We start from the raw sequence: 16,631 nt of genomic DNA, 5'->3' as shown, positions 1-16,631 counted from the left end.
GTAGTCTTGTGTACCAGGCGTTCGATTACCCGACGGATGCAGCAGGGAGGCGCTGACTTTCAGCGCCTCCCTGTGACCGCTAGCTTCAATACACCGCTAGTTAAAACGCTTCCCAATCAGCAGCGCCGGCCAATGCAACGGGCTTCGACTTCTCTTTGATCAGCGCTGGTGTCTTGAGCCCTGCACCCACGGCAACCGGGCTCAGCTTCGAACTCGAACTCGAACTCACAGCAATCGTACGTTTCTTCGACACCGCCAACGCACGATGCGCCGGTTTCACGCTGAGCGCCATCTTGCCGATTTCCAAACCGCCGTCGTTCAACTGGAACACCGACACGGCCGCCTTCAACGCGCCCGCCTGATCCTCCAGCGATTGCGCCGCGGCCGCGGCTTCCTCCACCAGCGCCGCATTTTGCTGGGTCACTTCATCCATTTGCGTGACCGCGCGCGCCACTTGTTCAATGCCGCTGCTCTGCTCTTCGGATGCCGCCGCGATCTCGCCCATGATGTCCGTCACACGCTGCACCGCGCCGATGATTTCCGACATCGTGCGGCCGGCATCGCCCACCAGCGTCGTACCCGTCTGGACGCGCGAGACCGACGTGTTGATCAGATCCTTGATCTCTTTGGCTGCCGCCGACGAGCGTTGTGCGAGACTGCGAACCTCTGCCGCGACGACCGCAAAACCGCGTCCTTGTTCACCGGCACGCGCTGCTTCCACCGCTGCATTCAGTGCAAGGATGTTGGTCTGGAACGCGATGCCTTCGATGATCGTGATGATGTCGGCGATCTTCGTCGAACTCTGGTTGATGTCGCCCATGGTGGTGACCACTTGCGAAACAACCGTGCTGCCCTTGTTCGCAATGTCCGATGCATTGGCGGCCAATGAGCTTGCCTGGCGCGCGTTTTCCGCATTCTGCTTCACGGTGCCGGTCAACTCGTCCATGCTCGATGCCGTTTCCTGCAACGCCGACGCCTGCTCTTCCGTACGCGATGACAAATCGATATTGCCCGCCGCAATCTGCTTGGTCGCCGATGCAATGGATTCACTGCCCGAGCGCACCGTGCGAACCGTACTGACGAGGCTGGCCTGCATCTTCGCAAGACCCGACAGCAGTTGCCCCATCTCGTCGCGCGAGGTGACGATCAGCTCGCGGCGAAGATCGCCTGCGGCGATTGCATCGAATTGCGCAAGCGCTTCGTCGAGCGGACGCCCAATCGAACGGCGCAGCGACAACCACGAGAAAATAGCCGCCGCGAGGCCAACCAGAATGGCCGCGATGCTGACAATGCGGAAGTCGCCGAATGCATCCTGCGAGGCGTCGTAGTCGCTTTTTGCAGAGTCGAACTGATACTTGCGCAGCGCTTCGCCGAACGCGGCCAACTGGTTGAACGCAACCTGCATGGCTTCGGCGGAAGCGACAATCTTGTCTGCGTCGTTCGCCCTGATATTGGCGTAACCGTCGTCCATCAGCTTCTGGAGTTCAAGGCGCTTCGCCTGGAAGTCTTCGGCCAGTTTGCGTTCGCCCTGACCCTGGGGCAGCGCGGCGTAGGTCGCCCACTCCTTGTCGGCACGCGTGCGCATCAATGCCCCGCGTCCAATGGCGGTTTCCGCGCTGGGCTTGCCAACCAGCAAGGCCGCACGATCGAAGCTGAGCCGCTCACGGGCAGTAAACATTTCCGCGTTGCCGGCCGCAACCGCGCTAGGCATCTCGTCCATGAAGAGGCCGCGAGTCGTGTCGTTACCGCGGCTCATTCCCCACAGCCCCAGTCCGCCGATCACGATCAGCAACAGTCCCAGAAACGCCATGGCAATGCCCAGGCGGCCTTTAATCGTCGAAAACATGTTGGTCTCGCTTTTTAATTCTCACATCGATATCCAAGCGGTGGCGCACGTCGATGCAAGCGAACGCAACCGAGGCCGACAGCGTCATCCGGCCCATACCCTTTAACGGCAAACACCGGCGTCACTTGAGCAAATGCTTAAGTCGCCCAAGCTTACATTTCAATAATCATTGAAATGTAAAAACGTTTGTTGTACGCTTTGGCGCATGAAATCAAATACCGTTGTCCGTGCGCTGGGCGCGCTCGCGCACGAGTCGCGGCTGGCAATCTTTCGTGCGCTGGTCGTGGCGGGTCCGGAGGGTCTGGCGGCCGGGGACATTGCTCAGCAACTCGGCGTCTCACCATCAAGTCTTTCGTTTCATCTGAAGGACCTTTCACACGCCGGGCTGGTCGATGCGCGCCAGGACGGCCGCTTCATCTTCTACTCAGCGAACTTCAACGCCATGAGTGGACTCATTGGCTTCCTCACCGAAAATTGCTGCGAAGGCCGCACGTGTTCGGCGAGCGCGGTGTCGAAACGCACCCGCTAAACGGCGTTGGTGAAGCACGCCCCTCTTTAACAATTCATGGAGACTCAAGGCATGACCGTCACGATTTACCATAACCCCGCTTGCGGCACGTCGCGCAATACGCTGGCGCTGATCCGCAATGCGGGCGTTGAACCGGAAGTGATCGAGTACCTCAAGACGCCGCCCAGTCGCAGCACGCTATCCAGGATGATCAAGGATGCGGGACTGAGCGTCCGGCAAGCGATCAGGGAAAAAGAGAAACTATTCGCGGAACTCGGTCTCGCCGATGCAACGCTCGCGGACGAACAATTGCTGGATGCCATGCTGGCGCACCCTGTCCTCATCAATCGCCCGTTCGTGGTCACGCCCGCAGGCACGCGTTTGTGCAGGCCCTCCGAACTGCTTCTGGAGATTCTCACCGAGACGCAGAAAGGACCGTTCAGTAAAGAAGATGGCGAGGTCGTGATCGATGGCAAAGGTAACCGGGTTCGTTAATGTCATCAGGAATGCATAATATTAGCCACGCGCACATCGACATCCCGAGTATCGACAAGCTGGCGCCCGAGTCCGTTGCAACCCATCCGCCGCGGATCCTGCTGCTGTATGGTTCACTGCGCCCCACGTCATACAGCCGCCTCCTGACTCTCGAGGCTGAACGCATCCTTAACCATTTCGGCGCCGAGACAAAGGTCTTCGATCCGCACGGCCTGCCGATCACCGACAGCGTTCCAGCCGATCATCCGAAAGTAGCGGAGCTGCGCGCGTTGTCCGCGTGGTCGGAAGGACAAGTCTGGTGCAGCCCGGAACGGCATGGAACGCTAACCTCGGTATTCAAGAACCAGATCGACTGGATTCCGCTGGAAATCGGCGCAGTCAGGCCCACGCAAGGCCGTACGCTCGCGGTCATGCAGGTAAGCGGCGGATCGCAATCGTTCAATGCCGTCAACGCGTTGCGCGTCCTCGGCCGATGGATGCGGATGGTGACTATTCCGAACCAGTCATCGGTTGCCATGGCGTACAAGGAGTTCGATGCCGGCGGCCGGATGAAACCGTCCGCGTACTATGACCGCGTAGTGGATGTCATGGAGGAACTGGTCAAGTTCACCCTGCTTGTGCGCGATCGTTCGTCCTACCTGACTGATCGCTATAGCGAGCGCAGACAAGCGTCGCCAGTGGAGGCTACATCGCTCGCAAACGCCGCAATGACCCATGAAACCGCTGCACCGGATGATGACGACGTCGAGTAGCGCCGCAACATCAGTGCTGTAAGTCTTGACTTCATTCGTCCCAAGCGGATATTTTCGACCCTGACGGATTGCTCGCACGAGCCGCCCTTCAAGCATATCGAGCATATACAGCGATACACAGCCATATACAGCGGCCCCAGGCCGCCCATAAGAACCAATGGAGACACGAATGAACAACACACTCGCCCGACGCTCTACGTGCGGCCTCGTTATGGCAGCCATCCTGAGCTTCACCGCGAGCGCGGCGCATGCAGCGGCCGACTCAGTCAAGCTCGGCTTCATTACAGACCTCTCAGGGCTCTACTCCGACTCCGACGGCCAGGGAGGCCTCGAAGCCATTCGCATGGCGATCGACGACTTCGGCGGCAAGGTGAACGGCAAGCCCATCGAACTACTGTATGGCGATCACCAGAACAAGGCGGACATTGCGGCATCGAAAGCGCGCGAGTGGATCGACCGCGACGGTGTCAACGGGATCATCGGCGGCACGAATTCGGCGACCGCGCTCGCGACCAACCAGATAGCCGCTGAAAAGAAGATTCCGTACATCAACGTAGGGGCCGGTGTCGATGCACTGACCAATGAGCAATGCACGCCCTACACGGTCCATTACGCCTACGATACCGTCGCGCTTGCCAACGGTACCGGCCAGGCCGTGACGAAGCAAGGCGGCAAGACCTGGTACTTCCTGACCGCCGACTATGCGTTTGGCAAGGCACTCGAAAAGAACACGTCCGAGGTCGTGAAGGCGAATGGCGGGCAGGTACTCGGCGCGGTGCGGCATCCGTTATCGGCATCGGATTTCTCATCGTTCCTGTTGCAAGCGCAGGCATCGAAAGCACAGGTCCTGGGGCTTGCAAACGCGGGCGGCGACACGATCAACTCAATCAAGGCAGCGAAGGAATTCGGCCTGACCAAGTCGATGAAAATTGCCGCTCTGCTGATCTTTCTCACCGACATCCACAGCATCGGGCTAGAGACCGCCCAAGGTCTTCTCGCGACCGACAGCTGGTACTGGAACAAGGACGCCGATACCCGCAAATGGGCGCAGCGCTACTTCGCCAAGATGAAGAAGATGCCCACTAGCTTGCAAGCCGCGGACTATTCGGCTGCGACCACTTACCTGAAGGCGGTGCAGGCGGCAGGAACGACTGACAGCACGAAGGTGATGGAGCAACTGCACAAGATGAAGATCGACGACATGTACGCCAAGGGTTATATCCGGCCCGACGGCACCATGATTCACGACATGTACCTGATGCAAGTGAAGAAACCCTCGGAGTCCAAGCAGCCGTGGGATTTCTACACGATCACCGCGATCATACCCGGCGAGCAGGCGTTCGGGACCAAGGCCATATCGCGTTGCGCGTTGTGGAAGTAAATGGAAGCAAGCGGTTGGCGTTCGCTAGTGCCGACTCACGTCGACCTGATTGTTAAGCGGCTCGCCACGCACCAGACGTCGCACGTTCTGGGCGATCTGCGAACCAATGGTTTCGAGGCTTGCGATTGCCGCCATATGCGGCGTGACGATGAGCTTCGGATGGCGCCAAAGCGGATCATCGGGCGGCAGCGGTTCGTTGGGAAAAACATCGACAATCGCGCCGTCCATGTGTCCGTTGGACAATGCCGCAAGCAATGCGTCCATCACCAGATGCTCACCCCGGCCGACATGAATCAGTTTCGCGCCCGGGTTCAATTGCCCCAGCACATCGGCGTTCAACAAACCGCGTGTCTCGCTGGTCAGCGGCAATAGACACACGAGGATATCGACGCCCGACAGGAACGCAGGCAACGCGTCCCGGCCGCTGAATGACTGGATGCCCGGCAACGTCCTGCCACTGCGCGCCCAGCCCTTCACCGTAAAACCTGCATGCAGCAAGTCGGTGGCAACGCGCGCACCGATTTCACCGAGCCCCATCACGCCGATGGTGCAATCGCTTGCGAGTTTTTGCACCGGCACCTGCCATAGTCCGGCTCGCTGATTGGCAAGTACCTGATCGAACTGTCGATGAAAATGCAGCGCACCCCACATGACAAATTCGCTCATGGCGCGTGCCTGATACGGATCGACCACGCGGCATATCGGCACTGCAGGCAGATGGGGATCACACAAGATGTTGTCGACGCCGGCAGCAATGCCATGCACCAGCCGGAGCTCGGGCAGCGAGCGCAACGCGCCCGCCGGTGGATTCCAGCACACGGCGACTTGAGCATCGCCGGCGCCAGGAGCGCCGAACAACTGGACCTGTAGTTCTGGGGCCGCTGCGACGATCACGGGCGCCAGCGCCGACATGTCATGATCGCGGCTGATGAGTACGAGCTTGGTCATGATTGGCTCGGGAAACGATCAAGGGACACCGGCACACGACGCGATGATCATGCAGCCGGATGGCGGATCAGGACCGGTAGTCGGGAAGGTTATCGGCTATCAGGCGCAGCGCCGCTTGCCATGCCAGTTCGATGATGGCGTCCGCCCCTTCCGAGTCGAACTGCCGCGCGGTGAGTTCGCGGACATGGGCCGGCGGTATGCGCAGTTGCACACCTCCGGCCAGCGCCTGCACCTGCGCCTGGCAAGCGCGCTCGAGAAAGTAGATCTCGTGAAACGCATGCGCAGCAGTTGCACCGCCGGCGAGCAGGCCGTGGTTGCGCAGGATCATCGCCTTGTGTGGGCCGAGATCGGCAACCAGGCGCGCGCGCTCGCCCAGGTCAAGCGCAATGCCTTCATAGTCGTGGTAACCCAGCTTGCCGTAGAACTTCAGCGCATGCTGGCTGATGGGCAAAAGCCCTTGCTCTTGCGCCGACACAGCGGTTCCGGCCGCAGTATGCGTATGCACGACGAAAGCGATGTCCTCGCGCGCCATGTGAATCGCCGAGTGGATCGTAAAACCAGCCTCATTGACAATAAAGAGCTCGGGCGTATCGCGTGCACGCTCGTCGATCACCTTGCCCTCGTAGTCGATCTTGACCAGGTCCGAAGCACGCATTTCATGGAACAACACGCCGTACCGGTTGATCAGGAACGCGGGTTTCGAACCCGGCAAACGCGCGGTGATATGCGTGTCGATCATGTCCGTCATGCGGAAATGCGCCATCAGCCGATACAACGCCGCCAGGTCCTCACGGACCTTTTGTTCGGCCGCCATGATGGGCGTAGTAATGGTTTCCATGTTTTGATCCTTCCTCCTGATGTCGCAGCTTGAGGCTTGAAGATGAAGCTTAGCGACGCTTCACGCCCGGTAGCACGCACAGCATTTCATAAAGCAGGTTCGCGCCCAGCAGCGACGTGTTCCCGCTCGTATCGTAGGGTGGCGACACTTCGACCAGATCGCATCCGATCAGATCCAGCCCATGACAACCACGGATGATCTCGATGCCTTGAATCGTCGTCAGCCCGCCGATCTCGGGCGTGCCCGTGCCCGGTGCCCACGCTGGATCAATACCGTCGATGTCGAAGCTCAGGTACACCGGACCGCCCGCCACCTTGGCGCGGACTTCGGCCATCAGCGGGTCGAGCGACTTGTGCCAGCACTCTTCCGCCTGCACCACGCGAAAGCCTTGCCGGCGGCTCCAGTTGAAGTCGTCCGCGGTATAACCCTGGGCACGCAAGCCGATTTGTACCACACGCTCGCAATCGAGCAGGCCCTCCTCCACCGCGCGCCGGAAGGTCGTGCCGTGGGCGATCTTCTCGCCGAACATGTGGTCGTTGACATCGGCGTGAGCATCGACATGCACAAGGCCGATCTTGCCATGCTTGCGATGCAGCGCGCGCAGGATCGGCAGCGTAATGGTGTGATCGCCGCCAAGCGTCAGCGGCACCACATTTTGCTCGACGATGCGCTCATACGACTCTTCGATGATCCGCACAGCGTCCAGCAGATTGAAGGTATTGATGGCCACGTCGCCAATATCGGCCACTGAAAGCGAGTCGAACGGAGCGGCGCCGGTCGCCATGTTGTAAGGCCGGATCATGACGGACTCGGCGCGAATTCCGCGCGGGCCGAAGCGGGTACCCGCGCGCAGCGACGCGCCGATGTCCAGCGGCACGCCGATAAACGCAGCGTCCAGGCCGGCAGCCGAGGCGAGATGCGGCAAGCGCATCATCGTGGCAATGCCGCCAAAGCGCGGCATTTCATTACCGCCGAGCGGTTGATGAAAGATCTTTTCCATGGCACTTCCTCACGTTCTTTCGTCCAGCTGTCTGGATTGAATTCTGGCTCTTACCGGCGCACCAACAAAGTGCTGGTGTGAAATATTTAGTTCAGTTATTTCTAAAGTATCGGCACGTCCGGGCCGGGGGGATTGCTTAAGCCTCGCCGGCAACGGGCAGTTCGCTTGCCGGCATTTACCCTATTCGATGGAGTTTGATGTGGCCACTGTATTGCCTGAAGCACGCCTGCTGCGCATCTTTACTTGCGTGATCCGACATCAGGGTTTTGCCGCGGCACAGCAGGAACTCAACCTGTCCACGTCGGCCATCAGCACCTACATGAGCCAGTTGGAGTCCCTGGTGGGCGTTGTGTTGTGTCATCGCGGGCGCGGCGGTTTTAGTCTGACACCGAAGGGTGAGGAGTTCCATCAGGAAGCGTTGCGGCTGCTTGGCGAGGTTGACGGTTTCGAGCGTTACGCCGCCGGGCTGCGCGGGGAATTGCGCGGCAGTATCAAGCTTGGCGTACTGGATTCCACGGTCAGCGACAAGGCGTTGCCGCTCTCCGAGATCATTGGTGCATTTACGCGCGCGCATCCGGCGCTGCATTTGCATTTGCATGTGCAAAGTCCTTATGAATTACAGCTTAGCGTGCTGGGAAATCGGCTTGATCTCGCGATCGGCGCGTTTCAGTTACGCATGAACGGGCTGATCTACCATTCGCTTTATCGCGAGCAGCACTGGTTGTATTGCAGCGACAGCCATCCGCTTTTCAATGAACGTCAAATTCCGCAGGAAACGATCAGTCAGCAGCGGATGGTCGGGCGCGCCTACTGGAGTCAGACGGAGCTGGCGCGGCATGGGTTCAAGCGTAGCGAAGCGACAGTGGACAGTATGGAAGGGCAACTGATCCTGATCTTGTCCGGCGCGTTTATTGGTTTCCTGCCGGAGCATTACGCTCAAGGATGGGTCGACACGGGGCGTTTGCGTGCTCTCGCACCGGCCGCGTTCGGCTATCAGGCGCCGTTTGCATTGATCGTCAGGCGGGGGCGTTCGAAGGAGCCTCTGATTCAGAAATTCCGCGATACATTGAAGGAGCATCCCGGGCGGTAGCGGGTTGAGTTTCCTCAAGACCCCAGCGCAACCGGAACACCCTGGTCCGCGTGCGCCCCTTTCCCTTCCTTTGAGACGCCAATAAACCGCCGCACGCGTTCAGCGCCATCCTGATGCCTGATCGCGTCGGGCGCCGCATCGAGCTCAATGACACCATTCTCCATAAACACAATCCGGTCGGAAATCGACATCGCAAATTCCATCTCATGAGTGACGATAATCATCGTCATCCCTTCCTTCGCAAGCTCGCCGATCACATTGAGCACGTCGCCGACGAGCTCAGGATCAAGAGCCGACGTAGGCTCGTCAAACAGCATGACGGCCGGCTCCATCGCAAGCGCCCGCGCGATCGCCACGCGCTGCTGCTGCCCGCCCGAAAGCTGATGCGGATACTTGTACGCGTGCGCAAGCAGACCCACCTTGTCCAGCAGCGCCAGTGAGCGCGCGGTGACATCCGCCCGCTTGCCGCACCCGTGATAATGCGGCGCGAGCGTCACGTTCTCCAGGATGGTCCGGTGCGGAAATAAATTGAAGCTCTGGAACACCATGCCAATGTGCCGTACGCCATCTCGTACACGCCGGATATTGGCTTTGTCAGCGGCGCAAATGAAGGTCTTGCCGAACAGGATGATCTCGCCCTGATCAATTGGCTCAAGCGCATTGATCGTGCGGATCAACGAAGTTTTCCCCGAACCTGACGGTCCGATTACCGCAATCACTTCCCCTGCCTTGACCTCCAGATCGATGCCCTTGAGCACCTCATGTTCGCCGTAGCGCTTATGCAGGTTCTTGAGCAACAACGCATGCGGCGCGCCCTTGCCGTCCGGCCCGGCATTAGCCGGGGCAACCGTTGCAACCGGTACGAGCCGCGTGCGCAGCGCTGCTATTTGCTCGGCCGCAAGCGTTTCCGGCTTGCGCTTTGAAAGGTCAAGACGACGCTCGACATACTGCAACAGCCAACCGAAGACGGTGACGATCAACACGTAATAGATGGCGATGGCCGACAAGGTTTCCATTACCAGGAAGTTCTGCGAATATAGCCGCTGCCCGACCAGCAGTAACTCGCTCAACGATATCACCGAGATCAGCGATGTCAGTTTCACACAGGTAATGTACTCGTTGATCAGCGTCGGCAACGCAATGCGCAGCGCCTGCGGAATAACGATCAACCGCTGCAGGCCAATTGGACTGATGCCTAGCGCCGCGCCCGCCTCATGCTGTCCTTTAGCCACGGATAGCAATCCGCCCCGATGTATCTCCGCCATGTAAGCGGTTTCCGTGAGCGCCAAAGCGACGAAACCGGAGAAGAACGGATGCGACAACGCCACGCCGCTCGCGGGAAAAAGCTGCGGCAGGTTGTAGACGAATACGACCAGAACCAGCAGCGGAACACTACGGAAAAACCAGATGTAAACAGCGGCAGGTAATGATAGCCAGCGCGAGCGGGACAGCTTGGCCGACGCAAGCAAAAAGCCCAGCGCGAGGCCTGTCAGCCATGAAAGCGCGCTGAGCTCCACCACGGTCACGCAAGCCTGCCAGAAGGCCGGCAACGCGAATAGCGACAGCAGGTAGGGGAAATCGTAGTGCATGAGTGCCTCTCGCTAGACGCGGTGCTCGGTGATCGGATCAGGTATCGCCCTATCGTTCAGAAATCAGGACGACTTGGCGGGCGGCAGGGACAGGTTGTATTTCTTGAGCAAGGTTTCGTACTCGCCGTTTTTCTTCAACGCGTCGAATGCCTTGGTGAGGGTGTCGTAGAGCGCCGTGTCATCCTTTCTCACATAGATACCCAGCGTCTGCGGATAGATTAGTTGTGGCGACTGCACCACCACCACGCGACCCGACGACTTGGCGGCCAGCGCGTGAGCCGCCCCGGCAATTTCCATCTGCGCCTGCACGTTATTCGAAAGTAGCGCCTGCAACACTTCCGGGGCCGATGGATACTCGCTGACCGTGATCTCGCCCTTGCCGTTCGCCTTGCAATAATCCTTCGACAACGTCTGCAACTGGGCTACCCACGTCGTCCCCTGCTCAAGGCCCACATGCAGTCCACACAGTTCTTCGGGTGTCTTGGGTTTGATCGTGCTGCTGGCGGCCACCATGATCGCCGCCGAGGTCTGCGCGTAAGGAATCGCCTGGGCCTGCTCTACCCGCTCGGGCGTGACATACATGCCGGAAATGACCGCGTCGTAATGGCGTGCGTTCAGGCCGAGGATGAGACCGGAGAAACGCGTGTCGACAAAGCTCGCGCTAGCGCCGAATTGCTTCGCGAGCGCCCGTGAAAAATCGGGATCGGAGCCGACCACCTTGTCGCCATCGTAAGACTCGAACGGCGGGTAAGTAATCTCCATGCCGACCTTGAACTGGCCAGGCGCGAGCGTAACGGCATTGGCCGGCGTCTGTGCAAACGCACCGGTCATGGCAAATGCGCCGGCGAAGAAGGCAGTCGCGGCAGTCGCGGCAGCGATCAGGAAATGCTTGGTGTCCGGCTTGAAAATCATCGTGTGACTCCGTTCGAAGAAGGGTGGTGTGTTGATGAACTTGCTCAGTCGCGCGGCCCGCGATCAGCCCGGCTGCCCGGCCTTTTTCAGGTGCCCGAAACTGGACGGTTTGCGTGCGCGCGAGGGCAGCGTCGCGCGACCTTCCGCCACGCGCTGGCGAAGGTAGGTATAGGTTTGCAGCGCCTGCCCATACATGTGTTCGCCAATCGCGATCTCCTCGTACTCGTCGCCCTCCTTCGCAAAGGCCGGCAGCGGTTTGATGAGCGTGTGGTAGTCGCATGCATAGAACAGCGGGAACGAGTAGCGCTCCTCACGCACGGTGCGCACGCGGTGGGCCGTGGCAACGAATGCCCCGGAGGTCATCACTTCCAGCATGTCGCCAATGTTCACGACGAACGTCCCCGGCAGCGGCGGCGTATCGATCCATTCGCCAAGGCCGTTCATCACCTCGAGACCGGGTGCGTCGGCTTGCAGGATCGTGAAGCACTCGTAGTCGGTATGCGCGCCGATGCCGGGCGCATCTTGCGCTGCACCGTCGAACGGATAATGAATCAGGCGCAGCTTTGAGGGCGGCCGCGTGACCAGCTCATCGAAGTGGTCTTCAGGCAGGCCCAACGCCAGCGCGAAGCCATGGAACAGCACGCGTCCAAGCGCAAACACCTGCTGGTAGTAGCGTTGCACGGCAGGCTTGAACCCGTCGAGCGCAGGCCAGTGGTTCGGTCCGAGCAGCGGAGTTCCGGCGAGCACCAGGGGATCGTCGGCAGGCACTTCAAAGCCAACGTCGAACGCCTCCTTATGATCGGGCTTGCCCTTCGCGTAGACCTCTTCACCCTCGGGCACGAATCCCTTGTGGGTATCGGACGCACCTATGTAATGCTCCATCTTCTTTTCGATCGGCTGCCTGAAATAGTCCTTGGCCGCCTCTCTCAGAGCGTCGATCACCACAGGTTCTATCCCGTGACCGGAGATATAAAGGAATCCGACGTTGCGAGCGGCTCGCCCAAGCTCGCTGGCGACCGCTTGGCGATCCGCCAGCTTGTCGCTGAACAGGCCGGAGATGTCGATCACCGGAATCGATGTGAAGTTTTTTTCCGGCGCAGCTTCGCCGGCGTGGTTCGCTTGCATCGCGTATTGCTCCTGGGGGTCAGCGGGGGTCCGTGGTCTGACTGAAATTGATCTGGCTAAAATGCTTGCGCTCCGCGTCCACCATCCACTCGTTGAGTTGTGACAGGTCGGCGACCGGAACATCGGTGAACGGCAGATGGTGCAGGTAGCCATCTCGTCCGAACTCTGGGGTGAGGGTCGTGGTCCGGTAGCCGCGCGCCGCTTGCGAGCGCCAGACTGAAGCCCAGTGGTCCTGATGAAAAGCGAGCGGCAATGAATACTCGGCGGCGGCGGGATGCGGCACCTGCGGACCCTGGTCATATCCCACGCGCGCCTGGATGTGATGCACGCGTTCAACAAACGGCGTGAGGTCGTCCTCAGTGTCATCGAGCAAGCGTTCGCATACAACGACCCAATGACTGATGTCGCTGGTGAAACGCAAGGCAGGCACCTGGCGTATCACGTCCAGCGTCACCCACGGGCTATACAGGGATCGCGCTCTATGGGTTTCGAAACTGCAAAACTGTTCGTGTTTTCGTGCGAGCTCGAGCGCCTTGCCGAAGAACTCACTTGCTGCGCGAGCGGCCATCGGTCATTGCCGGCCAGCACGTTGATAAAACGCGGCGACAAATCAGCGGCCGATCCGAGCTTGCGATCCAGGTCTTGCAGATGTTGCGCGGGCGTGGCGCGCTGGTCGGGCAATACCGCGTTATCGGTGAAGACAATCGCGATGTAGTCGAGTTCGTGTTCCTTCAGGTCCCGCAGCAGCGCAGCACGTTCGTCCGCCGTCAGCGGCAGGCGGGCTTCTATACCGGCCAGGCCCGCTTCGCGGACGTCACCGAAAATACTGCGCCGGTCGCCGCGATGGCCCCAGAGCGAGCGAAAGATGTCCAGTTGCATTGGCGGAGTTTTGTACGTGGGAGCGGCACCGCGCCGTTCTTGTGAAAGCAATGTCGCATATAGCCTACGCAGTAAAAAATCGTGGAAACAAAACAATTAGTTTTGAAGTTTCTAAACTAAGTTTTGCCGTCGCGCAGCCTTCAACAATGCCGGCCCATCACCAACGTATCTCGCTGGATCAACCCCAGCGTGGTTGCATTCCCACTCCGTGACCCTATTTCCTCATATGATTGCGTGCTGCCGAACATCACGTGGCGCGTGCGACCGGCACCATCGACCGTATCAATGGGGTACGCTGCCCTTCGCTTCACCGATGTCAAAAAAGAAGGGAATAATTTGCCGCGTCGGTGCGTTTAACTCATGAGTGCCGCACATCGCGCTGGCGGTGAGTACGCCCTCATCCAAATTTCATGGGGAAAACAAATGAATTTCAAGCGCATTGCATCGATGTTGCTGGCTATCCTGACCGTCTCGCTCGCAGTCTCTCTTGCCGGATGCCAAACCGACAGCCCAGCCTCAGGGTCGAGCTCGGGCGGAAGCTCCAGCAGCGGCGGCTACTAAGCTAACCCCAGCTCACCCGAGCTCACCCGGTTGAAAGCGATTGAAGCCGATTGAAAGCATCGCCTCGATGAACGTGTTCCGAATGCAGGGAACGTGAGCGATCTGCCGCGTCCTCCCGGAATGCAGGAGCCTGATTTCCAGCAGGCGCTGACAGCATTCAGGGCGATCGCGGGTCAACACGCCGTACTCGTCGGAGACGGTGCGGCGCAGCCGTATCTGGATCCGTTCGCGCCTGGTGACGCACACACTCATGAAGCGTCGGCCATTGTGCTGGTGTCGAATGTCGAGCAGCTGCGCGCCGTGCTCGGCGTCGCGAACCGGTACGGCGTACCTTTGTGGAGCGTATCGACCGGACGCAACTTTGCTTACGGTGGCGCCGCTCCCCGGCTTAAAGGCTGTGTCGTGCTGGACTTGCAGCACATGAACCGCATCATCGAGATCAATGAGACGCTCGGTTATGCGCTGGTCGAACCGGGTGTCAGCTACTACGATCTTTATCAGGCACTTCAGGCGCGAGGCGCCGGGTTGTGGCTCGACCCACCGGCCGCCGGCTGGGGCAGCGTGCTCGGCAATACTCTCGAGCGTGGCTTCGGTACGACCCCATACGGCGATCACGCGGCCATGCAGTGCGGAATGGAAGTGATGCTCGCGAACGGCGAGATCGTACGCACCGGCATGGGCGCAATGAACGGCAATCACGACTGGCAGGTATTCAAGCCAGGTTTCGGTCCTTCCTACGATGCCATGTTCATGCAGTCGAATTTTGGCATTGTCACCAAGCTCGGCATCTGGTTGATGCCGAAGCCCGAAGGCTACATGCTGTGCACTTATAAGTTCCGGCACGACGCCGATCTTGAGAGCATTGTCGAGACGCTGCGTCCCTTGAAACTCGATGACACCATACAAAGCAATGCGGTCATCGAAAGCGCGGTGCGCTGGGCTGCCGGCGTATCCACACGCAAGCAATGGTACAACGGCCCGGGTCCAATACCTGATGCGGCAATCGAGACCATGACGCGCAAGCTCGGCATAGGCCGCTGGAATCTTCGCTTCTGCCTCTATGGTCCCGAAGCGCTGGTGATGGCGCGTCGCGATGTGATACACCAGCGCTTCTCATCCATCGCCGATTCGGAGTTGATCGAGTCACCCTATACGCTTGCAAACGTTGAACCCAAAGGCGGCGGCGATCGCAGCCAGGTCGGTATTCCCAATCTCGACGCATTCAATTTGCTGAACTGGCGCGGCGGCTCCGGCGCGCACATTGATTTCTCGCCCGTCTGTGCGCCGCTCGGCCGCGACGCGGTCCGGCAATATCGGATGATCAGGGACCGCGCCGCGCATTATGGTTTCGACTATTACGGCGGTTTTACCGCCGGGCCGCGCAGCATGCATCACATCTTTGCGGCCATCTTCAATCGTGACGATCCGGCGCAGGCGCGCGACGCGGGTGAGCTGCTCAAGACGTTGATCAACGACTTCGGCGCGGCGGGCTATGGTCAATACAGAACCCACCTCGCCTTCATGGATCTTGCCGCATCCCAGTATGATTTCAACAATCATGCGTTGATGCGCATGAGCGAGAGCATCAAGGAGGCGCTCGACCCGAACGGCATTTTGTCACCGGGAAAACAAGGTATCTGGCCTAAGAAGATCAAGGAGCGCGACTGATGAAAACCGGCCGGCGTGAGTTCCTTGCGAGCGCTTCGCTGGCGGCCGCAAGCATCCGCGTGTCATGGCCCGCGCAGACAATGCTGCGCTCCGCAATGCTATCAAGCGAGCAAGTGGGGCTCGGTCATACGGGTCACACGCTCACCATCGTCTTCGATGAACACCGGGCGGACAGCCGCGCTTTTGCGCTCAGGTCACGCACGATGGGCGCACGCATCGTGCCGCTGGGAAACGATATCGGCATGCTGTGGTTTGAGCACTTGATGCCTCTGGCCAGTTCGCCTGGAAACACGATCGCGGGACTGACCACACACGCGAACGCGTTCTTGCTGACCCGCTTCGCCCAAGGCATCGGATTGCGGGTTGAGCAACGTACGGCCGAGGCGCATGCAGGGTCCGATACGCTGGTCATGTGGCAAATGCTTGCCTGAGCGCGACCATCATTCTGCGGTCTCTTTGCCGAGCTAACGCGATGAGCCGAATCCAGTTCGACACAAGCGCGCAATCGGCAAGAAAGAGCGTAAGCGCCCATGAGAGGAAATAAGGATCACACTCGGTCTACGTTAAAAAAGCATGACCATGACGGCCTTTCCGGCGACGTTGTGGTGCCGTTTTATGTGTGCTGACGCACGCCATTTCAGTAGCATGCTTATGGTTGTGATGTAGCGCACACATCCCAAGGTTTTCTCGTTGGTCCCCGTATTCGTCGCCGATACACTCTGGCTAAATCGTAAAACCGGGGAAGGCGATGCAACCGATGACGGGCTTCGTAACATACGCCATCTGCGCGGCAATAGTCGCCGGGATTGCCGGCAAGAGAGGTCTCAGCTGGAGCGCGTATCTTCTCGTGATGCTGCCCTTGGGGCCGGCGATCGCGATCATCGTGCCGCTCTTCACGCAAGGCTCGGCGAACAGCCCGATCACAACCGCACTTGTTTTCTGCGTACCGCTTGCGGCGCTGCTGGTCGCGCTGTTCAGCAAGGGACCGGCACCATCAAGGTCAGGCACCCAATCACGCGAACAGAAAGGCGCTTGAGTA

At 59.6% G+C, this 16,631-nt stretch carries 18 protein-coding genes; 9 read left to right on the top strand and 9 right to left on the bottom strand.

Going from position 1 to position 16,631, the window contains the following annotated elements:
• Nucleotides 1–100: 100 nt before the first annotated feature.
• Nucleotides 101–1,846, bottom strand: coding sequence for a methyl-accepting chemotaxis protein (locus FH08_RS0140235; RefSeq protein WP_075583443.1), 1,746 nt, complete (start codon nucleotides 1,844–1,846; stop codon nucleotides 101–103).
• Nucleotides 1,847–2,051: 205 nt separating this feature from the next.
• On the opposite strand from FH08_RS0140235, the gene FH08_RS0140230 reads away from it, so the two are divergent.
• The 4 genes from FH08_RS0140230 (at nucleotide 2,052) to FH08_RS0140215 (ending at nucleotide 4,982) form a co-directional block, all read left to right on the top strand.
• A complete protein-coding gene (locus tag FH08_RS0140230; RefSeq protein ID WP_031363768.1) occupies nucleotides 2,052–2,375 on the top strand; it encodes an ArsR/SmtB family transcription factor in 324 nt (107 codons plus the stop codon).
• Nucleotides 2,376–2,426: 51 nt separating this feature from the next.
• Complete coding sequence (arsC, locus tag FH08_RS0140225) at nucleotides 2,427–2,849, top strand: arsenate reductase (glutaredoxin) (protein ID WP_031363767.1); 423 nt, start codon at nucleotides 2,427–2,429, stop codon at nucleotides 2,847–2,849.
• Entirely contained in the window at nucleotides 2,849–3,601 is a 753-nt protein-coding gene (gene arsH, locus FH08_RS0140220; RefSeq protein ID WP_031363766.1) for an arsenical resistance protein ArsH, read from the top strand. The genes arsC and arsH overlap by 1 nt, the downstream gene beginning before the upstream one ends.
• A 211-nt stretch (nucleotides 3,602–3,812) precedes the next feature.
• Nucleotides 3,813–4,982 carry an ABC transporter substrate-binding protein gene (locus tag FH08_RS0140215; RefSeq protein WP_031363765.1) on the top strand — a complete coding sequence of 390 codons (1,170 nt, stop codon included), beginning with the start codon at nucleotides 3,813–3,815 and terminating at the stop codon, nucleotides 4,980–4,982.
• A gap of 24 nt (nucleotides 4,983–5,006) precedes the next feature.
• Here FH08_RS0140215 and FH08_RS0140210 read toward each other — a convergent pair whose 3' ends face one another.
• From FH08_RS0140210 to speB, 3 genes are all read right to left on the bottom strand, one after another.
• Nucleotides 5,007–5,930 (bottom strand): 2-hydroxyacid dehydrogenase, encoded by a 924-nt coding sequence (locus FH08_RS0140210; protein WP_031363764.1) that lies wholly within the window; start codon nucleotides 5,928–5,930, stop codon nucleotides 5,007–5,009.
• A 67-nt stretch (nucleotides 5,931–5,997) separates the two neighbouring features.
• The gene (locus FH08_RS0140205; RefSeq protein ID WP_031363763.1) at nucleotides 5,998–6,768 is read right to left on the bottom strand and encodes a class II aldolase/adducin family protein; all 771 of its coding nucleotides are present in this window, start codon (nucleotides 6,766–6,768) and stop codon (nucleotides 5,998–6,000) included.
• A gap of 49 nt (nucleotides 6,769–6,817) precedes the next feature.
• Nucleotides 6,818–7,768 carry an agmatinase gene (gene speB / locus FH08_RS0140200; protein ID WP_031363762.1) on the bottom strand — a complete coding sequence of 317 codons (951 nt, stop codon included), beginning with the start codon at nucleotides 7,766–7,768 and terminating at the stop codon, nucleotides 6,818–6,820.
• Nucleotides 7,769–7,967: 199 nt separating this feature from the next.
• Here speB and FH08_RS0140195 point away from each other — a divergent pair, with 199 nt between their 5' ends.
• Entirely contained in the window at nucleotides 7,968–8,858 is an 891-nt protein-coding gene (locus FH08_RS0140195) for a LysR family transcriptional regulator (RefSeq protein ID WP_152603041.1), read from the top strand.
• 14 nt (nucleotides 8,859–8,872) lie between these two features.
• On the opposite strand, the gene FH08_RS54235 is transcribed toward FH08_RS0140195, so the two are convergent.
• The 5 genes from FH08_RS54235 to FH08_RS53090 form a co-directional block, all read right to left on the bottom strand.
• Nucleotides 8,873–10,447, bottom strand: coding sequence for an amino acid ABC transporter permease/ATP-binding protein (locus FH08_RS54235; RefSeq protein WP_051888905.1), 1,575 nt, complete (start codon nucleotides 10,445–10,447; stop codon nucleotides 8,873–8,875).
• A gap of 63 nt (nucleotides 10,448–10,510) precedes the next feature.
• A complete protein-coding gene (locus tag FH08_RS0140185; protein ID WP_235210653.1) occupies nucleotides 10,511–11,359 on the bottom strand; it encodes an ABC transporter substrate-binding protein in 849 nt (282 codons plus the stop codon).
• Between the two features lie 63 nt (nucleotides 11,360–11,422).
• The gene (locus tag FH08_RS0140180) at nucleotides 11,423–12,484 is read right to left on the bottom strand and encodes an isopenicillin N synthase family dioxygenase (protein WP_031363758.1); all 1,062 of its coding nucleotides are present in this window, start codon (nucleotides 12,482–12,484) and stop codon (nucleotides 11,423–11,425) included.
• A gap of 19 nt (nucleotides 12,485–12,503) precedes the next feature.
• A complete protein-coding gene (locus tag FH08_RS53095; protein WP_200878862.1) occupies nucleotides 12,504–12,905 on the bottom strand; it encodes a hypothetical protein in 402 nt (133 codons plus the stop codon).
• Nucleotides 12,906–12,934: 29 nt separating this feature from the next.
• Nucleotides 12,935–13,363 (bottom strand): hypothetical protein, encoded by a 429-nt coding sequence (locus FH08_RS53090; RefSeq protein ID WP_200878861.1) that lies wholly within the window; start codon nucleotides 13,361–13,363, stop codon nucleotides 12,935–12,937.
• A gap of 423 nt (nucleotides 13,364–13,786) precedes the next feature.
• Here FH08_RS53090 and FH08_RS53085 point away from each other — a divergent pair, with 423 nt between their 5' ends.
• The 4 genes from FH08_RS53085 (at nucleotide 13,787) to FH08_RS0140160 (ending at nucleotide 16,628) form a co-directional block, all read left to right on the top strand.
• On the top strand, nucleotides 13,787–13,924 hold the full coding sequence (locus FH08_RS53085) for a hypothetical protein (protein ID WP_200878860.1): 138 nt from the start codon (nucleotides 13,787–13,789) through the stop codon (nucleotides 13,922–13,924).
• Nucleotides 13,925–14,044: 120 nt separating this feature from the next.
• The gene (locus tag FH08_RS0140170; protein ID WP_031363757.1) at nucleotides 14,045–15,592 is read left to right on the top strand and encodes an FAD-binding oxidoreductase; all 1,548 of its coding nucleotides are present in this window, start codon (nucleotides 14,045–14,047) and stop codon (nucleotides 15,590–15,592) included.
• Nucleotides 15,592–16,023 carry a hypothetical protein gene (locus FH08_RS0140165; RefSeq protein WP_051888904.1) on the top strand — a complete coding sequence of 144 codons (432 nt, stop codon included), beginning with the start codon at nucleotides 15,592–15,594 and terminating at the stop codon, nucleotides 16,021–16,023. The genes FH08_RS0140170 and FH08_RS0140165 overlap by 1 nt, the downstream gene beginning before the upstream one ends.
• A 326-nt stretch (nucleotides 16,024–16,349) precedes the next feature.
• Nucleotides 16,350–16,628: a hypothetical protein gene (locus tag FH08_RS0140160; RefSeq protein ID WP_051888903.1), complete on the top strand. Its 279-nt coding sequence runs from the start codon at nucleotides 16,350–16,352 to the stop codon at nucleotides 16,626–16,628.
• The last annotated feature ends 3 nt before the right edge of the window (nucleotides 16,629–16,631 follow it).

It is taken from the genome of Caballeronia sordidicola (assembly GCF_000729995.1).
GTDB lineage: Bacteria > Pseudomonadota > Gammaproteobacteria > Burkholderiales > Burkholderiaceae > Caballeronia > Caballeronia sordidicola_A.
The sequence above is the reverse complement of the archived record's forward strand: the minus strand, read 5'-3'. Positions and strand labels throughout refer to the sequence as shown.